Origin of the sequence: Exiguobacterium indicum HHS 31 (assembly GCF_001939065.1) — a bacterium.
GTDB lineage: Bacteria > Bacillota > Bacilli > Exiguobacteriales > Exiguobacteriaceae > Exiguobacterium_A > Exiguobacterium_A indicum.
The window spans coordinates 156,706-172,899 of the sequence record NZ_MPSZ01000004.1; the positions used below are offsets into that span (position 1 = coordinate 156,706).

15 protein-coding genes and 1 other annotated feature are annotated in these 16,194 nt (G+C 47.6%); of the genes, 5 read left to right on the forward strand and 10 right to left on the reverse strand.

The window, feature by feature from the left end; genetic code table 11:
• Window positions 1-201 precede the first annotated feature (201 nt).
• The 4 genes from N179_RS11580 to N179_RS11595 form a co-directional block, all read right to left on the reverse strand.
• A complete protein-coding gene (locus N179_RS11580; RefSeq protein ID WP_075642918.1) occupies window positions 202-1,059 on the reverse strand; it encodes a sulfite exporter TauE/SafE family protein in 858 nt (285 codons plus the stop codon).
• 114 nt (window positions 1,060-1,173) lie between these two features.
• Entirely contained in the window at window positions 1,174-2,730 is a 1,557-nt protein-coding gene (locus N179_RS11585; protein ID WP_075642919.1) for a solute symporter family protein, read from the reverse strand.
• Entirely contained in the window at window positions 2,727-3,053 is a 327-nt protein-coding gene (locus tag N179_RS11590) for a DUF485 domain-containing protein (RefSeq protein WP_023469682.1), read from the reverse strand. The genes N179_RS11585 and N179_RS11590 overlap by 4 nt, the downstream gene beginning before the upstream one ends.
• Window positions 3,054-3,316: 263 nt before the next feature.
• A complete protein-coding gene (locus tag N179_RS11595; protein ID WP_023469681.1) occupies window positions 3,317-3,964 on the reverse strand; it encodes a TVP38/TMEM64 family protein in 648 nt (215 codons plus the stop codon).
• A 238-nt stretch (window positions 3,965-4,202) separates the two neighbouring features.
• On the opposite strand from N179_RS11595, the gene trhO reads away from it, so the two are divergent.
• Entirely contained in the window at window positions 4,203-5,117 is a 915-nt protein-coding gene (gene trhO / locus N179_RS11600) for an oxygen-dependent tRNA uridine(34) hydroxylase TrhO (RefSeq protein WP_082663183.1), read from the forward strand.
• A gap of 58 nt (window positions 5,118-5,175) precedes the next feature.
• Here the strand turns inward: trhO and N179_RS11605 are convergent, their stop codons facing one another.
• Window positions 5,176-5,958 carry an alpha/beta hydrolase gene (locus N179_RS11605; RefSeq protein ID WP_075642920.1) on the reverse strand — a complete coding sequence of 261 codons (783 nt, stop codon included), beginning with the start codon at window positions 5,956-5,958 and terminating at the stop codon, window positions 5,176-5,178.
• Between the two features lie 15 nt (window positions 5,959-5,973).
• On the reverse strand, window positions 5,974-7,650 hold the full coding sequence (locus N179_RS11610; protein WP_075642921.1) for a GGDEF domain-containing protein: 1,677 nt from the start codon (window positions 7,648-7,650) through the stop codon (window positions 5,974-5,976).
• Window positions 7,651-7,779: 129 nt separating this feature from the next.
• Window positions 7,780-7,998 (forward strand) — a binding site (T-box leader).
• A gap of 60 nt (window positions 7,999-8,058) precedes the next feature.
• Here N179_RS11610 and argS point away from each other — a divergent pair.
• Window positions 8,059-9,741, forward strand: a complete 1,683-nt coding sequence (argS, locus tag N179_RS11615) for an arginine--tRNA ligase (RefSeq protein ID WP_075642922.1) — start codon at window positions 8,059-8,061, stop codon at window positions 9,739-9,741.
• Window positions 9,742-9,771: 30 nt separating this feature from the next.
• On the forward strand, window positions 9,772-10,377 hold the full coding sequence (locus N179_RS11620; protein ID WP_050678446.1) for a hypothetical protein: 606 nt from the start codon (window positions 9,772-9,774) through the stop codon (window positions 10,375-10,377).
• A gap of 62 nt (window positions 10,378-10,439) precedes the next feature.
• On the opposite strand, the gene N179_RS11625 is transcribed toward N179_RS11620, so the two are convergent.
• The 3 genes from N179_RS11625 to N179_RS11635 form a co-directional block, all read right to left on the reverse strand.
• A complete protein-coding gene (locus N179_RS11625; protein ID WP_058713925.1) occupies window positions 10,440-11,033 on the reverse strand; it encodes a metallophosphoesterase family protein in 594 nt (197 codons plus the stop codon).
• A gap of 76 nt (window positions 11,034-11,109) precedes the next feature.
• A complete protein-coding gene (locus N179_RS11630) occupies window positions 11,110-11,523 on the reverse strand; it encodes a carboxymuconolactone decarboxylase family protein (RefSeq protein WP_023469674.1) in 414 nt (137 codons plus the stop codon).
• 91 nt (window positions 11,524-11,614) lie between these two features.
• Entirely contained in the window at window positions 11,615-12,493 is an 879-nt protein-coding gene (locus tag N179_RS11635; RefSeq protein WP_058713924.1) for a LysR family transcriptional regulator, read from the reverse strand.
• 121 nt (window positions 12,494-12,614) lie between these two features.
• Here N179_RS11635 and N179_RS11640 point away from each other — a divergent pair, with 121 nt between their 5' ends.
• Window positions 12,615-13,400, forward strand: coding sequence for a 3-hydroxybutyrate dehydrogenase (locus tag N179_RS11640; RefSeq protein ID WP_023469672.1), 786 nt, complete (start codon window positions 12,615-12,617; stop codon window positions 13,398-13,400).
• 109 nt (window positions 13,401-13,509) lie between these two features.
• Here N179_RS11640 and N179_RS11645 read toward each other — a convergent pair whose 3' ends face one another.
• Complete coding sequence (locus tag N179_RS11645; protein WP_023469671.1) at window positions 13,510-14,004, reverse strand: YajQ family cyclic di-GMP-binding protein; 495 nt, start codon at window positions 14,002-14,004, stop codon at window positions 13,510-13,512.
• 111 nt (window positions 14,005-14,115) lie between these two features.
• Here N179_RS11645 and pulA point away from each other — a divergent pair, with 111 nt between their 5' ends.
• A complete protein-coding gene (gene pulA, locus N179_RS11650; protein ID WP_244150234.1) occupies window positions 14,116-16,122 on the forward strand; it encodes a type I pullulanase in 2,007 nt (668 codons plus the stop codon).
• Window positions 16,123-16,194: the final 72 nt, after the last annotated feature.

Consider the following 16,194-nt stretch of genomic DNA (forward strand, 5'->3'; position numbering starts at 1 on the left):
CAAGCCAGTTTTCCTGCTTCATTCAAGCAGGAAAGCGGGTCTTGTTTGTCTCTGACAGCGCATAATGCGCTTGTTCCTGTAGGAGTGGCATGTGACGCGCCATTCTTTTTTTTACGAGATAAGGGTGGCAGATCATCATTCTGCCACCCTTATTTTTGTAGAGATTGACTTTTGAGTCAGCCCCTTTTCTGGTGAGACGATTCATCCATTCGTTCGACGACGACTGTAGATGAGGAGTGTTAGCAGGAAAATTAAACTAAGCGCAACGAGTACAGAGAGTGAAGCGACGTTCCAGCCGATGACTTCGAGTAGAACACTGACCGCAACTGTCAAATAGAAGATACCGAGATACTTTTTGACGAACGGACTTTCGAAATGCGTCAACTGCTTCGCGCCAATCGGTGCTCCGAGCAAGGCGCCGACAATCAGCATGATTCCAACGAGGATATCGATATTCGTGCTCGCGACCGTATAGTTGACGAGTCCCGATAGGACGATCAGTAACGCGGAGGCAATACTCGTTCCAACCGCACGTTTCAACTCATAGCCAACAATCCCGACGAGTAACGGTGTGATGATGAATCCACCGCTGACACCGAGAAGCGAAGAGATGAATCCAGCGAACAGACCAGTAAAGGCAAGGGCAAGATATCGATTTTTCCAACCTGTCTGTTCTCCGGTCGTTGCTTTCGGACGTAAGAACTTATTCGCGAAGTAGAGTAGGAGTCCGATATAAACGATCGAGATGACGAGATGAGCACCGTTGACTTCCTCTAAACGAAGGACAAGTGGTGTCGCGATCGTCGAACCGATGATTCCAACGCCCCCGACGACAAGGCTATCGCGCCAGACGACATTTTTAAGGCGTAAGTGAGAGAGCGTACCTGAAACCGTTGATCCGAGAGTCAACATGAGACTGGTCGCGATCGCAACGCTTGGAGCATATCCTAAAATGAGTAGTAGGGGCGTCAAGATGATACCGCCACCGATTCCGAAAAAGCCGGAGATGATTCCAATGAAAAATCCGAGGATTAAGAAATAATAAAAAGCGAGATCCATGTACAGTCTTCCTTTCCTTTTCTTCTCTATTCTTCACTTAGTATGGCAATGAATGAGAAGAATGTAAAAGGGGACGGCTCCTTCAAGGGGGTTGAAGGAGCCGTTAAGGGGAACTTATTCTTTTGACGCGGCGACTTCTGCGGCTGCATCGATACCGGTATTGGCCTTGACTACGATACGTTCGAAGTTACCGGCAACTTCGTTCGATTTCGTCAACAATGTTCCGACGATGGCTCCGAGGAAGCCAAGCGGGATGGAGACGATTCCTGGATTCGTCAGCGGGAAGAGGGCTTCCCCGACGAACAAGGCTGAACCGTCGACTGCCCAAAGGTTTGGACTGAGTGCGACGAGAATCAGTGAAGAGAATAACCCGACGACCATACCTGTGACAGCTCCGCCAGTATTGAAACGGCGCCAGAAGATCGTCAAGAGAATAACTGGCAAGTTGGCACTTGCCGCGACAGCAAAGGCAAGCGAAACGAGGAACGCGACGTTCATCGTTTGCGCGAACAATGCCAGTACCATCGAAATCAAGGCGACGGCGATGGAAGCGAGTCGTGCTGCCGTCATCTGTTCTTTTTCCGTTGCTTGTCCTTTGCGAAGAATATGACTATAGAAATCATGGGCAAAGGCGGATGCTGCGGATAAGACGAGTCCCGCAACAACGGCGAGGATCGTCGCAAAGGCGACTGCAGCGACGAACGCGAAGAGTAAATCGCCACCGAGTGCTTGGGCAAGAAGTGGTGCCGCCATGTTACCAGCAGCATTGGCAGCAATGATATCTTCAGAACCGACGAAAGCAGCGGCACCAAAGCCGAGGAAGATCGTCAAGATATAAAAGGCACCGATGATCCACGTCGCATATACGACGGATTTACGAGCAGTCGGAGCATCCTTAACAGTAAAGAAACGAATCAAGATATGTGGTAATCCAGCCGTTCCGAGAACGAGTGCGAGATTCAATGAAATCGTATCGAGCGGTAATTTGAACTTGTTTCCGGGATTCAAGAATGAATCACCGAGCGGTGTCGCTTGTTTGACTTCTGAAAACATCTTGAAGATCGAAAAATCGAACTTGGCGAAGACCATGAACGAAATGACAGCTGTTCCTGCCATCAAGAGAATCGCTTTGATGATTTGGACCCATGAGGTCGCCGTCATACCACCGAAGACAACGTAGACGGTCATCAAGATACCGACGATGATGACACTTGTCGTGTAAGGAATTCCTAATAACAGTTCAATCAAGGCACCCGCACCAACGAGTTGCGCAATCATATAGAAAATCGAGATCGCGATTGAGTTCATGGCAGCGACTCCTCGAACTTTTGAAGCATTGAAACGAGCGGCAATCATATCCGCCATCGTGTACTTCCCAAGGTTCCGAAGTGGTTCGGCAACGAGGTACAAGACAACCAGATAGGCAACGAGGAAGCCGATCGAGTAGAAGAATCCGTCGAATCCGGCTAAAGCGATCATTCCAGCAATTCCGAGGAACGAGGCAGCAGACATATAGTCGCCGGCAATCGCCATCCCGTTTTGTGCACCAGTGAGTCCACCATCCGCTGTATAAAAGTCGTTAGCAGTTTTTGTTTTACGAGCAGCAAAGTATGTAATGACGAGCGTCAAACCGACGATCGCCGCAAATAAGGCAACGGCAGTATAATTCATTTCGACTCCTCCTTGATCTGTTCGACGAGTCGATCAAAGGCACGTGCTTTTTTGCTGTACATCATGCAGAACGTCCACGTCATGATGAACTGAGCAAAAGCGAAGATCCAAGCACCTGTAATATCACCGAACACCGGCTGATTTAAAATCGTGAAGTAGCTTGTTAAAATCGGAAGCGTAAAATAAAAAATAAGACAGAAACTGATGGCTGGAAGAATGAAGCCATTCTTTTGACGCATCAATTGTTGAAAAGTAGCGCTCTCGACGATTGCTGGAGCGGATTGAGTCGCTTCATTTTTTTGAACTTCGGACACTTGATGCATGAGGACGCCTCCTTTAAGGAATGAATGTAAATTCATTATAAGGATGTCGTTTCTGGAAAAGCTATCCTAATTTTTAAGAAGAAAAGCTCATTATTATATTAATATTGGTCATACCAATTTAATGTAAGCGTTTGCAATATTGAACATTGTTTGAACGTTATTTTTATATATTAATTATATCGAAAAATGATTCAAAAGACCTAGTACCCGGAAAATGAGAACAACTTAAAAAGCCTGCCTATGGAAGCATAGACAGGCTTGAGTCATTTTTCAGATGGACGTTCGATCTTATCTTCGATTTCCCGTAAATGATCCGCACGTTTTGAGAGCGCACGACGCTTCAGCCATTCTTCCGTACCGCGACTGACTCCCCAGATGGCGAGTAAAATCAAAAATAGAAGGACAAGACGCATCGGACGTTCAAGGAACGTGGACCATTCCTTTCCGATTAGCGAGAAGATGATGACGACGATCAGACGACCGGCACCAGCAGCGATCAAATACGTCCGCAGCGATAGTTGAATCATGGCGGAAATGGACGTGATGATGAACGCAGGCATGAAAGGAAGTGAAAAAAAGAATCCGAGTGAGATGGGACTCATGTGACGAACACGTTCGATCCACTGTTGTGCGGCATGGTGTTTTTCAAGCCAACGCGTAACCGGACGACGAAATAGATATCGAATACAAGCGAAGACGACGAGTGATCCAAGCATGCTCCCGACCCATGATACGAGAACACCCATACCAAAACCATAGGTTGCCGCATTCGCGGAAATGATCAGGACGAGTGGCAGGAAAGGAAATAGAGACTCAAGAAACGGGGCAATCAAACCGGTGGCAGCTCCTCCAGGTAAGTCTTGGAGAAAGAAAATCATCTGCTCGATCCAGTCACGAAGTGTATGGAGCATTCGGAATCCTCCTTGCGAGATGTACTACTGTGTTTTATTTTACCTCTTTCTGATTCAGAAAGGGAATGAAATTCCTTGAAAGGGATTCAGGAATTGTAGATTGTACATTCGAAAGGGAGTTGGTATTATACTTAAATGGGTGCGTTTTGCAGGCGTTCCCAGCTAGTCAATAGCTAGACGCTTCGTTTGCCAACGTTCGTTTTACTGCAAAAAACTGACATGGGGGCTAATGAGGAATATGAAACCTTATCGCGTACTATTATTTTATAAGTATGTTCCGATCGAAAATGCGGAACAGCTAACGAAAGAGCATCTTGCTTACTGTAAAGAGCTCGGTATTAAAGGTCGGATTTTGATCGCACCAGAAGGAATCAACGGCACACTCTCTGGAACGGTCGAACAAACGGAACAATACATGAAGGACTTGACGGCGGATCCACGATTCGCTGACATCGAATTCAAAATCGATGAAGTCGAAGAGCACGCCTTCAAAAAGACGTTCGTCCGTTACAAAAAAGAACTCGTCACATGGCGTTTTGAGGATGAATTCAACGTACCAGAAGAACACGCTGCGTATCTTGAACCAGCAGAGTGGAAAGAAATGATGAAACAAGATGATGTCGTCATTCTCGATGTACGCAACAACTATGAATACGACCTCGGACACTTCAAGAATGCTGTAAAAGTCGATGTCGAGGCTTCACGGGAATTCCCGGAGTGGCTTGACGAGAACGAGCATTTGTTTGAAGGAAAAAAGGTTCTCACATACTGTACGGGTGGTGTTCGTTGTGAAAAATTCACGGCGTACTTCCGTAAACGGCAACAGAGTGATGATATCTTCCACCTAAAAGGCGGAGTCGTCATGTACGGAAAAGATGAACAGACGCAAGGAGAAGACTGGGAAGGCGAACTATACGTCTTTGATGAGCGTGTACAAGTTCCTGTCAATGCCGTCAATCCTTCTGTCGTCTCAGAATGTTACTACTGTGGAAAACCGGAGACGCGCTACGTTAATTGTGCAAACCCGGAATGTAATCGACAGCACTTCTGCTGTGAAGAATGCGAACCAAAAGTCATGCGTTCGTGTTCCGATGAATGCCGGGAGCATCCGCGTAACCGTTATGAAAAAGAGCAACAAGAAGAATTAGTATAAGGCACGCGTAAAAAGCCGGAGGATTTCTTTAGTAGAAATCGCCCGGCTTTTTGTGTATTCACGAGGAAGGAAACAAGTAACGCAAAACATCCGGTAAACGCTCGGCCCAGGCCGTTTCATGATGAATCGCTTCCGGGATGATCGTATAGCGACTTTGAGTAAGTTTCTGTTCGACCGCGCGTGCTAAGACATCATTTGTGTGTAAATAATCCGTTTCGGTCATCGGACCACTCACTTCTTTTGTCCCGACATCCATATAACAGCGATGGGCAGTAGACAGCGATGGACTGCGCTCGATGAATTCAAGGAGTGAGGAGAAGTTTGCCCATCCGGCAGTCGACAGGGCAGCGACGCGCGTGATGACTTCCGGATACGCGAACAATCCATAGAGCGAGATGACGCCACCCATCGAGCTGCCAATCATCGTCGTATCGTCAGGGCGTGTCGCGTAGTTGGCATCAATGTATGGTTTTAGCTCGCGGATGATCCAGTCCATGTAGACCTTACCGTTTCCCCCGATCGACTTCCGGTGCGAAGGATAAGCGGTCCGCATCAATAAAGCTTCATCACTCCAAGGAGCGTAGTCGTCGTAACGATCCATTCCGTCTTCTGGACTGTCGATCGCGACGACCATTGCCGGAATCTGTGTTTGTTGTAGCGCAAGATGAATCTCCCAGCCTTTTCCGAACGAGGCGGTTTCTCCACTGAAGACGTTTTGTCCATCGTGCATATAAATCACCGGTAACGCTTCAGAAGGATCTAAATGGGGCGGACGATGAATCCGAATCGTCCGGAGAGCTTGTGATGTCGGTAGCGTCATTTCAATTTCCGTAATCGACAATAGAGTCACGACCTTTCAAAGATTTGCGTAATGCGCGGTACAATTGCGTCCGTTGTGTTTTCCGCCGACATAGAGTGCATGGTCGGCTTGACGGAGTGATTCTTCGAACGTTCGTTGATATCTTTCCTCCACTGTGTCAATTCCGAGGCTGACGGTTAAGGACAGTCGGTGACCATCGACGAGGAAGGGACGATCCATGACCGCATGGCGGACCGTCTCGGCAATCTGGATAGCAGCCTCTTGACTACCATTTCGCAACAGTAGCACGAATTCCTCCCCGCCATAACGAGCAGCAAAGACATCATCATATTGCAATTGGATCGCCTGGATACGTCGACCGAGTTCACGAAGGACGAGATCGCCCACTTTATGACCGTACGTATCATTGACACGTTTGAAATGATCGATATCGAACAGGATCAAGGAGAGCGGATAGCAGTCAGCGGCAAATTCCTGCCGACCGTGTTCATAAAAAGCCCGACTATTCGGTAACTCGGTCAAGGCATCGGTCCGACTTTCCGTATAGAGTTGGACCGTTTCACGTGAGCGTTCTAAGACGCGACAAAAGATACGGAGCAAACGAGATAATTCGTCGGCATTCGTCGCATCATAGGCGTCTGCGACTTGATGGAACAGGATGATCGAAACATCGACCTCACCGCTCGTAATCGAAGGAATCGCTAACATCGAGTGACGATCGACAGGCAATCCGATTTGAATATCGTTTCCCCAGTCGCAACGCAGCCCATAGATGATCGGGGTATGCAAATCGTCGGCTGACAAGGAATGAAACAGTGGTAACACGTCGATTGGTTGTTTCGTCCGGATGTTATAGATGACTTGTTTCCGCTGTTGTTGAATTGAGATCCAACCTTCAGAAAACGGCAACAGATGTGGTAAATCGAGGAGCAGTGAATCGATCGTCTCGCGTTCGAAGCGGGAAATCAACAAGTGTTCCTTCGCATCATCGAATCGCTTCGCATTATCGTTTGCTTCAAGGGAGTCGCCACGCTCTTGCAACAGACGTTTGAACAAAAAGAGAATCAAGGCGGAAACTGTAGCCGCGACGAGCGGACTTTCATCGTAGAACCAGATTCCGAGTAGAGCACTTAACATGCTGATTCCATAGACGAGGGACTGAAGCTTTACGAGACGTTGCCAATCGTATTTCAAGTAGAGGAAGCGATTGACGAACAGACATTGGAAGTAAGAGACAAGGAAGACGGTGATCAAAAAGCCGGTGAAAGGGAGCAAGGCTTTCGTATACGTAAAGTTTGAGCCGATCGGTCCGCCGAGCGCATAATACGCAAAGGCCGGAAGCGAAATGTAGACTAAATCGAATAAGGCATTGATCGGGTAAAGATAAACGAAACGTTTCCAACGAATCGCTTTTCGATGGGACATGAATTGAAAGACGAGAATACCGATTTGGCTTAAAATCAAGGCGTACGTTAAACCGTAATTGAGGAATAAAAATAAGATAATTCCTTCTTGGAATGTATAGTAAATGCCACCACGACGGACATTATCGAACTGAAACAGGAGAACGAGTCCGAATAAATAAAGGGTGTTGATGATGGAGACAGAAGGATGGAAGGTTGGTGGATGAACGATGCCGATCACTAATAATGTCAAGGCGACGAGACCGAAGACGATCCAGCTCGTCCGGGCTACATGTTGGTAGTAGCGCATGAAACATCCCTCCCCCTGAGAAGTATCTTTTATTCCTATACCCGAATTGTGGAAATTTTGATAAGCCATTTACCAAAAAAATAAGGTTGAGAGAAAAGAAAGAATTGCGTATAATGTGAAAGATATCGAATACAGTCGATGATGAAGAGAGTAACGGTTGATATTCGTCAACTAGCGAATCAGGGAATGGTGGAAGCCTGAGGACGAACCGGTCGTGAAACGCACTTCTGAGACGCTACCCGATTCCTGATGGAAAAGGCGTAGCCGGGGGAACCCCGTTATCCCCGAACAAGGTGGGTGTCGAAATGACACCAAGAAGAGTGGTACCGCGGTCATTCCGTCTCTTTGCGCGTGGCGCAAGGGGCGTTTTTTATTGCCAAAAAATCAGTGAATCAGGAGGAAATAAAGATGAGTTATAAAGCGCAGTATGCAGAAGTATTACATCACGTCATGGAAGGTGCCTTATCGGTTGAACAAATCGAACAACTGATCGAGCAACCGAAACATGAAGATCATGGAGATCTGGCATTCCCATGTTTCATGCTCGCGAAAGCATTCCGTAAAGCACCGAACATGATTGCTTCGGAGCTCGCAGAGAAAATTGACGCGCCGTTGTTCTCGAACGTTCAAGCTGTTGGTCCTTACATCAACGTCTTCTTGAACCGGGAAGTCGTCTCGCAAGAAATCGTCAACCAAGTCTTGACGGAGCAAGAGGCGTTCGGATCAAGTGAAGCGAATGGAAAAACGATCGTCACGGACTTCTCAGCGCCAAACATCGCGAAACCTTTCTCGATGGGTCACTTGCGTTCGACAGTCATCGGGAACGCGCTCAACCAAATCTCACGTAAAAAAGGGTACGACGTCGTCGGGATCAACCATCTAGGGGACTGGGGAACACAGTTCGGGAAATTGATGGTGGCTTACACGATGTGGGGTGAGGAAGAGGCAGTTCGTGCAGAACCAATCAAGGAATTATTGAAATTATACGTCCGGTTCCACGAAGAAGCGGAAACGAACCCAGCTCTTGAAGATGAAGGACGTCTCTGGTTCAAAAAACTCGAGCAAGGTGATGAGCAGGCGACGACGCTTTGGACGTGGTTCCGTGAAGTTTCACTCGTCGAGTTCAACCGTGTCTATGAGATTCTCGGTGTTAAATTCGATAGCTTGAACGGAGAAGCTTTCTACAACGACAAGATGCAACACGTCATCGATTTGCTCGAAGAAAAAGATCTCCTCGTCGAATCAGAAGGGGCAATGGTCGTCGACCTCGAAGCAGAGGGTATGCCACCTGCCTTGATTAAAAAGAAAGATGGCGCAACGCTTTATGCGACACGTGACTTAGCAGCTGCTGTCTATCGTCTCGAAACGTACCGCTTTGAGCAAGCGTTCTACGTCGTCGGTGGGGAACAAGCGCTTCACTTCAAGCAATTGTTCGCAGTCTTGAAGAAACTTGGATTTGAGAACGTCGACGGAATGCACCATGTGCCGTTCGGTCTGATCATGAAGGACGGAAAGAAAATGTCGACGCGTAAAGGTCGGATCGTCTTACTTGAAGAAGTACTACAAGAAGCGATCGACGTCGCGAAGCAAAACATCGCGGAAAAAAATCCGAACTTAGCGAATGCCGAAGCAACGGCTCGTCAAGTAGGTGTCGGCGCCGTCATCTTCCACGACTTGAAGAACGAACGGATGAACAACATCGAGTTCGATCTTGAGCAGATGTTGAAATTCGAAGGCGAAACAGGACCGTATGTCCAGTACACGAATGCCCGTGCGCACTCGTTGCTCCGTAAAGGTGGCTATGATGGCACACCATTCGCTGGTAGTGCCGATGATCATGCATGGGGTGTCGTCTCGATGCTAAACCAATTCTCGACGGTCATCGATCGCGCGTTCACACGTCGCGAGCCATCAATCATCAGCCGTTACGTCTTAGATCTTGCACAAAGCTTCAATAAATACTACGGACACGTCCGTGTTCTCGAAGATGACGCAGCAAAACAATCGCGTCTTGCACTCGTCAAGTCGGTCACGATCGTCTTGACAGAGGGTCTTCGTTTGCTTGGTGTCGGCGCTCCAGAAGAAATGTAAGACCAATCCACGAATAAGAAGAGGTAGATTATGAAGACTGAGACGAAAGAACGATTACAGCAAGCTGCTTCACAGATGAAGCAGGAGCCTTTGGCAGAAACGGTCGCCTTTATGGCTGATTTTCACGGGAAAGTCGCTGCTTGGTTACCGGGAGAGTCTGTCGATTTCGTTCACGATTTCGTGACGGCGCCGGAAGCCGATTTGATTGCTCCGATTGAAGGAGACGCATTACGGACGAAAGATAATTTTGAATTCTTCATGCGTAAGAAACAGACACGAAAAAAACTGGGTGAACTGTTGACGCTTTGGAAGTCGGCACGTACGACAGAGACGTTGAGTCAAATCGATGCGATCGGATTGAAAAAATGGCTCGCTCGTAATGAATTCCGTTCGGAAGACAAACCATGGGATTATTTGAACCGTCTGCATGTTCTCCTATTCCTTGATTTGATGACGACGATCATCGATGATCATCGATTGACGAGTCTGCATGAGCAACTTGTCGGTACGACACCAGTCCCGACGAGCTTCGTACGTCGTCAAGGGGATGTCCGTCAAGTCATCGAAACATTCGCGGAAGAGACGAACTTCACACAAGTGGATGTCGTCAAGGCATCGCTTGTCCGTTATCTCTGATCAATAAGATGCACGAACAAAAGCCGTCGAGCCCTGTGCCCGACGGCTTTTGTCGTATCTTCTTACTTCGCCTGATAGAATACGATCGTTTGTTGCTCTGAATCGTAAAGACACCATTCTCGTTCGAACATGACGGGACCTAGATTGACGGCATACCGTCCTCCTTTGATGGATAAAGTTTGACCTAGTGGGCTCGGTTTGGCGATGCCATTTCGAAACAAACCTCTGATATGACTATGACCAAAAAAGAGTAACGGTTCGCGTTGTTGTGACAGGTCGGGTAGAAAATCCCGCGACCAACTGAGTTGGTCTCCATGAATCAACAATGCCCCCTCGATGCGTTGTTTTCGAGGGCAATCGCGTAATGCATCGATGACAGGAGATAGATGTGGTGGAACGAGCGACAGGATGCGCTCTTCTTGATTACCAAGTAACGTCTTAAAATCAATCAGCTCTAAAAAATCATCATCGAGCGTCACGACGAGGGAGAGCGATTCGAAAGAATAGCGCTTCGCTCGCTTTTTACCGACATGGCATTCATGAACATCACCGAGACAAAACAAATGCGCATCGGGAGCGATCCGCCGTATGTCAGCTAGGACAGCCGCTGTGTCGGCTACTGAACTGTGAAGATCCGCAAAAAGGGCATAACGCATGATCGACCACTCCTTTGTTAAGGAGATACCCGAAAATGCGTCATGCCCATCTTTTTTCAATCAAGTCATGCGTATCTTATTCTGTTTCGACTGTGACGCCACGTTCTGCGAAGACGACTTTTGCGACTTCGAGTGCGTTCAAGACACGTGGGAATCCAGTGTAAGGAACAAGATGCATGATAGCTTCGACGATTTCGTTTCCTGTCAAACCAGCTGTCAATCCAGTATTGATGTGGAGAGCGAGCTGTGGTTCTGTACCTTGTGTGACGAGGGAAGCAATCGTCACGATTGCGCGGTCACGATTGACGAGACCATCACGGCTGTAAACTTCACCGTATGCGAAATCCGTGATCCACTCACCGACTGCTGGAGCGATATCTTTCAGGGATTCAGAGATTTTGTCATGCGTCGATTGTGCAGCGTTTGCGTCTGTGAATTCGCTGAGTTTTTTAACGCCTGTTTCGTGACGTGATTCAAAATGAGTTGCCATGGTAAAGGACTTCCTTTCTTTTTTAACGATGTTCTCATCGTAAAGGAAGAATTTCCATTCTACAAATACATGGTTTTTATGAAAGGTATGCTTATTTGGAATACATATCGCTGACGAATTGAATCCATTTCCGCGTCACGTACGATTGGTAGCGACCGGTTGGAACGGCGATTCCTAAGTGCCACGGGACTCGTGTTTCAAGTGGGATCGTTTTGACGCCACGAATCGAAAAGCGATCCGCGATCGAACGCGGAAGGACGGTCACGGTATTTCCTTCTGCGACAAGTAAACATAAGAAGTCCCACTGCGAGCTCACCCGAGACACGTTAGGCGTAAATCCGGCATCTTGGCAGGCGTTCAAGACAACATCGTGGAGCGAGAACGTTTCATTGAACAAGACGAACGGCATGTCGGAAACTTCTTCTAACGCAATCATCGACCGATCAGCGAGTGGATGATCATTCGGTAAGAATAAATGGAGTTCTTCTTCAATGAAGGGGTGTGTCGTTAAATGCTCATCCGAAGGCAGCACCGTTGCGATCAAATCGACTTCACCGGCGACGACCGCTTTTTCTAACGCATGTCCACCGGCTTCGATTAATTCGATTTGAATCATCGGATACATCTCTTCGAAGCGACGCAGTAGACCTGGGAAAAACAGCGAACCAATTAGTGGGGGTACGCCGAGACGAATCGTTCCCTTCGTCAGATGCATGACATCATAGAGATGAGAAGGCAGATCAGATAACTGTCGCAGAATCTTTTCACCTTCAATCAATAAGGTCTCGCCGGCATCCGTCAGGACGATTTGTCGTTTGCTCCGGTCGAACAATTCCATCTCAAGTTCTTCTTCTAAGTGACGGACCATTTTACTAAGCGTCGGTTGCGTGACGTGGAGATGTTCAGCGGCACGAGTGAAGCTTTTGAAGCGTGCCACTTCCGTAAAGTATTCCAGTTGGCGGAAATCCATTAGTATTCTCCTATTCTTTTGAGTTATAGATGTCATAACAAGTATTCATTTTTATTATTCTTTCAATCAGCGTACAGTAAAGAGACCGAACACGTAAAGATAAAGAAAGAAGGAATCCATCATGATGAAACAACTCGAAGGAAAAGTCGCGTTAATTACAGGAGCAGCAAGCGGAATCGGTCTTGAGATCGCTGAAGAATTCGCTCAAGAAGGTGCGAAGGTCGTCATCGTCGATCTTCAGGAAGAAGCTGCAAAACGCTCTGCTGAAACGCTTCGTGAAAAAGGCTTCGATGCGTTTGCTGTCGCAGGTGATGTGACAAGTGAAGAGGCAATCAAATCAAGTATCGATCAGACGGTCGCACATTACGGAACGATTGATATCGTCATCAACAACGCGGGAATGCAACACGTCTCACCAATCGAAGAGTTCTCGACTGAGAAATTCGACTTGCTTCAAAGCATCATGCTTCGTGCACCATTCCTCTATACGAAATATGTCTTCCCGATCATGAAAAAACAAGGCTCTGGACGGATCTTGAACATGTCATCGATCAACGGATTGATTGGTTTTGCAGGGAAAGCTGCTTATAACAGTGCGAAACACGGCGTCATCGGTTTAACGAAAGTCGCAGCATTAGAAGGGGCAACTTCGGGTATCACGGTCAACGCGATTTGCCCAGGATATGTCGATACACCACTCGTCCAAAACCAATTGTCTTCGCTCGCTGAAACACGGAATGTACCACTCGAACGTGTATTAGAAGAAGTCATCTATCCACTTGTTCCGCAACAACGGTTACTCCAAGTCAAAGAAATCGCGGATTACGCTATTTTCCTTGCAAGTGACAAAGCAGCAGGTGTCACGGGTCAAGCTGTCGTTCTCGATGGTGGTTATACAGCGCAGTAAGCAACGATATAAATGAAGGGAGGTACTTTTTGGATACAATCCAGAAAGCACCTCCCTTTTTTGTTTGATGGACTGAACAAAAACGTTCAGCTAATTTGACGTGAGTGGATTAACGGAAGTTAATGAACTGAACATCGACCGATAACGGAAGTTCACGAACGATTTGCATGACTTGTTGTAGGTCGTCACGTGATTTACCTGTGACACGGATTTGATCATCTTGGATTTGTGTCTTCACTTTTAATTTCGATTCCTTGACGGCATTGTTGATCTTTTTCGCATCGTCACGATCAATTCCGCTCTTAAGGATGACACGTTGGCGAACCGTATTCCCAGCAGCCTGCTCGACTTTTTCGTACTGCAGGTTTTTGGTCGGGACTTCGCGCTTGATCAATTTTGCTGTTAAGACATCTTTGACTTGATCGAGTTTGAAATCGTCATCTGAGATTAGAATCAAATCCTCTTTTTCGAGCTTCATGTCGCTCTTTGAACCTTTGAAGTCGAAGCGGTTCGTGATTTCCTTCAATGCGATCTGGACGGCGTTCTTGACTTCCTCGATGTTGATTTGTGACACGATATCAAATGAATTATCTTTTGCTGCCATGTTAATCTCCCCTTTCATTCCACTCTCTATTTTAGAGAGGAATACCGGAAGCGTCCACTGCTTTGAAATTTTGTTATAATAAAAACCATGAAATGAAAGGGGTGCTTAGCTTTGAAACAAACAGCAGACATGTTGACGCTCACACCGCAAGAACTGGATGAGCGATTTGCCTATAGTGGAAATGATTTAGGAGCGACCTTCTCAGAGACGGCGATTCGCGTGCGCTTATGGGCGCCGACGGCAGAACGTGTCGTGATTCGTCTCTACAAGACACTACGCGCACGAAAAGTCGAAGAGGTCGAGATGATGGCAGGCGAACGGGGAACGTACGTCGTTGAACTCGATCGAGCAGCATATGAAGGTTATTTCTATACGTTTCAAGCGAGCATCAACGGACAAAAAGTCGAGGCGGTCGATCCGTATGCGAAAGCCGTCGGAACGAACGGAAAACGCGGTGCGTTAATTGACCCGACAAGTGTGACACCAGAACGATGGATCGAAGAACGCCCACTGTTCCATTCTTCGCAAGACGCAGTTGTGTATGAATTACATGTACGCGATGCAACGAGTCATCCGGCTAGTGGTGTCGTCGCACGTGGTACGTTCGCTGGGCTGACGGAAGCAGGGACACGGACACCAAATGGCGGATTGACAGGACTTGATTATTTAGCGGATCTTGGTGTGACGCATGTCCAGTTACTGCCGATCTATGATTTTGGCTCAGTCAATGAGACAGCGCCGAACGACCCGGATAACTATAACTGGGGGTATGATCCGGTGAATTACTTTGCGCCGGAAGGTTCGTACTCATCGAATCCGGATGATCCACGAACGCGGATCCTTGAGTTAAAGCAATTAGTACAAGCGTTACATGATCGCGGGATCCGTGTCATCATGGACGTCGTCTTCAATCATACGTATGATGCAGCAATGGTTCCGCTCGGTCAATTCGTTCCTGGCTACTTCTATCGTCAAGAGGCGGATGGTAGCTTGTCAAACGGTAGTTTCTGTGGGAATGATACCGCATCTGAACGTCTGATGATGCGGAAGTTCATTCTCGATTGTGTGACGTACTGGGCGAAAGAGTACCATCTGGATGGTTTCCGATTCGATTTGATGGGACTGCATGATGTCGAGACGATGAATCAGGTACGTCATGCACTTGATCGGATCGATCCATCGATTCTAATCATCGGTGAAGGCTGGGATCTCGATACGCCACTTGATCCGGAAGAAAAAGCGAACTATTTCAACGCACCGAAGATGCCAGGAATCGCTCATTTCAATAACGGTTTACGGGACGGGGTCAAAGGCGACGTCCAAACGCCGGAAGACCGCGGTTTCATCAGTGGCGCATTCGACCGGACGAGTGAAGTCAAACGGGGAATCGCCGGCAACGTCTCTTCGCAAGGATTTGCCGATGAACCGAATCAGGTCGTCTCGTATGTCGAAGCGCACGATGATTTGACGATTTGGGATAAATTAACGGTGTCTCGCCCTGAGGATACGGAAGAGATTCGTCGGAAACGGCAAATGCTCGCGAATGCCATCATCTTGACGGGACAAGGGATTCCGTTCCTCCATGCCGGACAAGAGTTCTTCCGGACGAAGGACGGAATTCGTGACAGCTTCAATGCCGGAGAGGTCGTCAATCGTCTTGACTATGAACGGGCGGAAACAGAGCGTCCGGCAGTCGAGTACGTCAAAGGATTGATTGCCCTCCGTCGTCAGTATCCGATGTTCCGTCTCGCAAACGCAGCGATGATCAAAAAACATCTGCGTTTCCTCGAAGAAGGGGAAGGTGTCATTGCCTTTGAACTGAAACGAACATATGAAGGATACGTCGAACGGCAGCGTGTCTATCATAATGCGACGGAAGAGGATATCACGATTGAATTGCCAAACGGTGAATTCGAGGTGTTGGTGGAGTCGGGTGCCGTTAAGTTGCACGCACCACGACTGCATGAAGAGAAACAGTTGGTCGTCCAAGCATTGACGACGACGGTCATCGCCGAACGAAAAGCGGATTACAAGAAATATGCGGTAGCAGGCGGTGCAGCACTGACGATTATCGGATTGTTGTACGCAGCGAACAAACGTCGTAAGAAAACCGATTAAATCAAAAAGGACGAAGCGCTATAAGGCTTCGTCCTTTTTTGCGTGGATGACAGTCCGATGTCAGTCTGTCAT

Excerpts from the sequence above, each read along its gene's own strand:
- N179_RS11580 (WP_075642918.1), bottom strand. The coding sequence starts at position 1,059 with ATGGATCTCGCTTTTTATTATTTCTTAATCCTCGGATTTTTCATTGGA.
- N179_RS11585 (WP_075642919.1), bottom strand. The coding sequence starts at position 2,730 with ATGAATTATACTGCCGTTGCCTTATTTGCGGCGATCGTCGGTTTGACG.
- N179_RS11590 (WP_023469682.1), bottom strand. The coding sequence starts at position 3,053 with ATGCATCAAGTGTCCGAAGTTCAAAAAAATGAAGCGACTCAATCCGCT.
- N179_RS11595 (WP_023469681.1), bottom strand. The coding sequence starts at position 3,964 with ATGCTCCATACACTTCGTGACTGGATCGAGCAGATGATTTTCTTTCTC.
- trhO (WP_082663183.1), top strand. The coding sequence starts at position 4,203 with ATGAAACCTTATCGCGTACTATTATTTTATAAGTATGTTCCGATCGAA.
- N179_RS11610 (WP_075642921.1), bottom strand. The coding sequence starts at position 7,650 with ATGCGCTACTACCAACATGTAGCCCGGACGAGCTGGATCGTCTTCGGT.
- argS (WP_075642922.1), top strand. The coding sequence starts at position 8,059 with ATGAGTTATAAAGCGCAGTATGCAGAAGTATTACATCACGTCATGGAA.
- N179_RS11620 (WP_050678446.1), top strand. The coding sequence starts at position 9,772 with ATGAAGACTGAGACGAAAGAACGATTACAGCAAGCTGCTTCACAGATG.
- N179_RS11625 (WP_058713925.1), bottom strand. The coding sequence starts at position 11,033 with ATGCGTTATGCCCTTTTTGCGGATCTTCACAGTTCAGTAGCCGACACA.
- N179_RS11630 (WP_023469674.1), bottom strand. The coding sequence starts at position 11,523 with ATGGCAACTCATTTTGAATCACGTCACGAAACAGGCGTTAAAAAACTC.
- N179_RS11635 (WP_058713924.1), bottom strand. The coding sequence starts at position 12,493 with ATGGATTTCCGCCAACTGGAATACTTTACGGAAGTGGCACGCTTCAAA.
- N179_RS11640 (WP_023469672.1), top strand. The coding sequence starts at position 12,615 with ATGATGAAACAACTCGAAGGAAAAGTCGCGTTAATTACAGGAGCAGCA.
- N179_RS11645 (WP_023469671.1), bottom strand. The coding sequence starts at position 14,004 with ATGGCAGCAAAAGATAATTCATTTGATATCGTGTCACAAATCAACATC.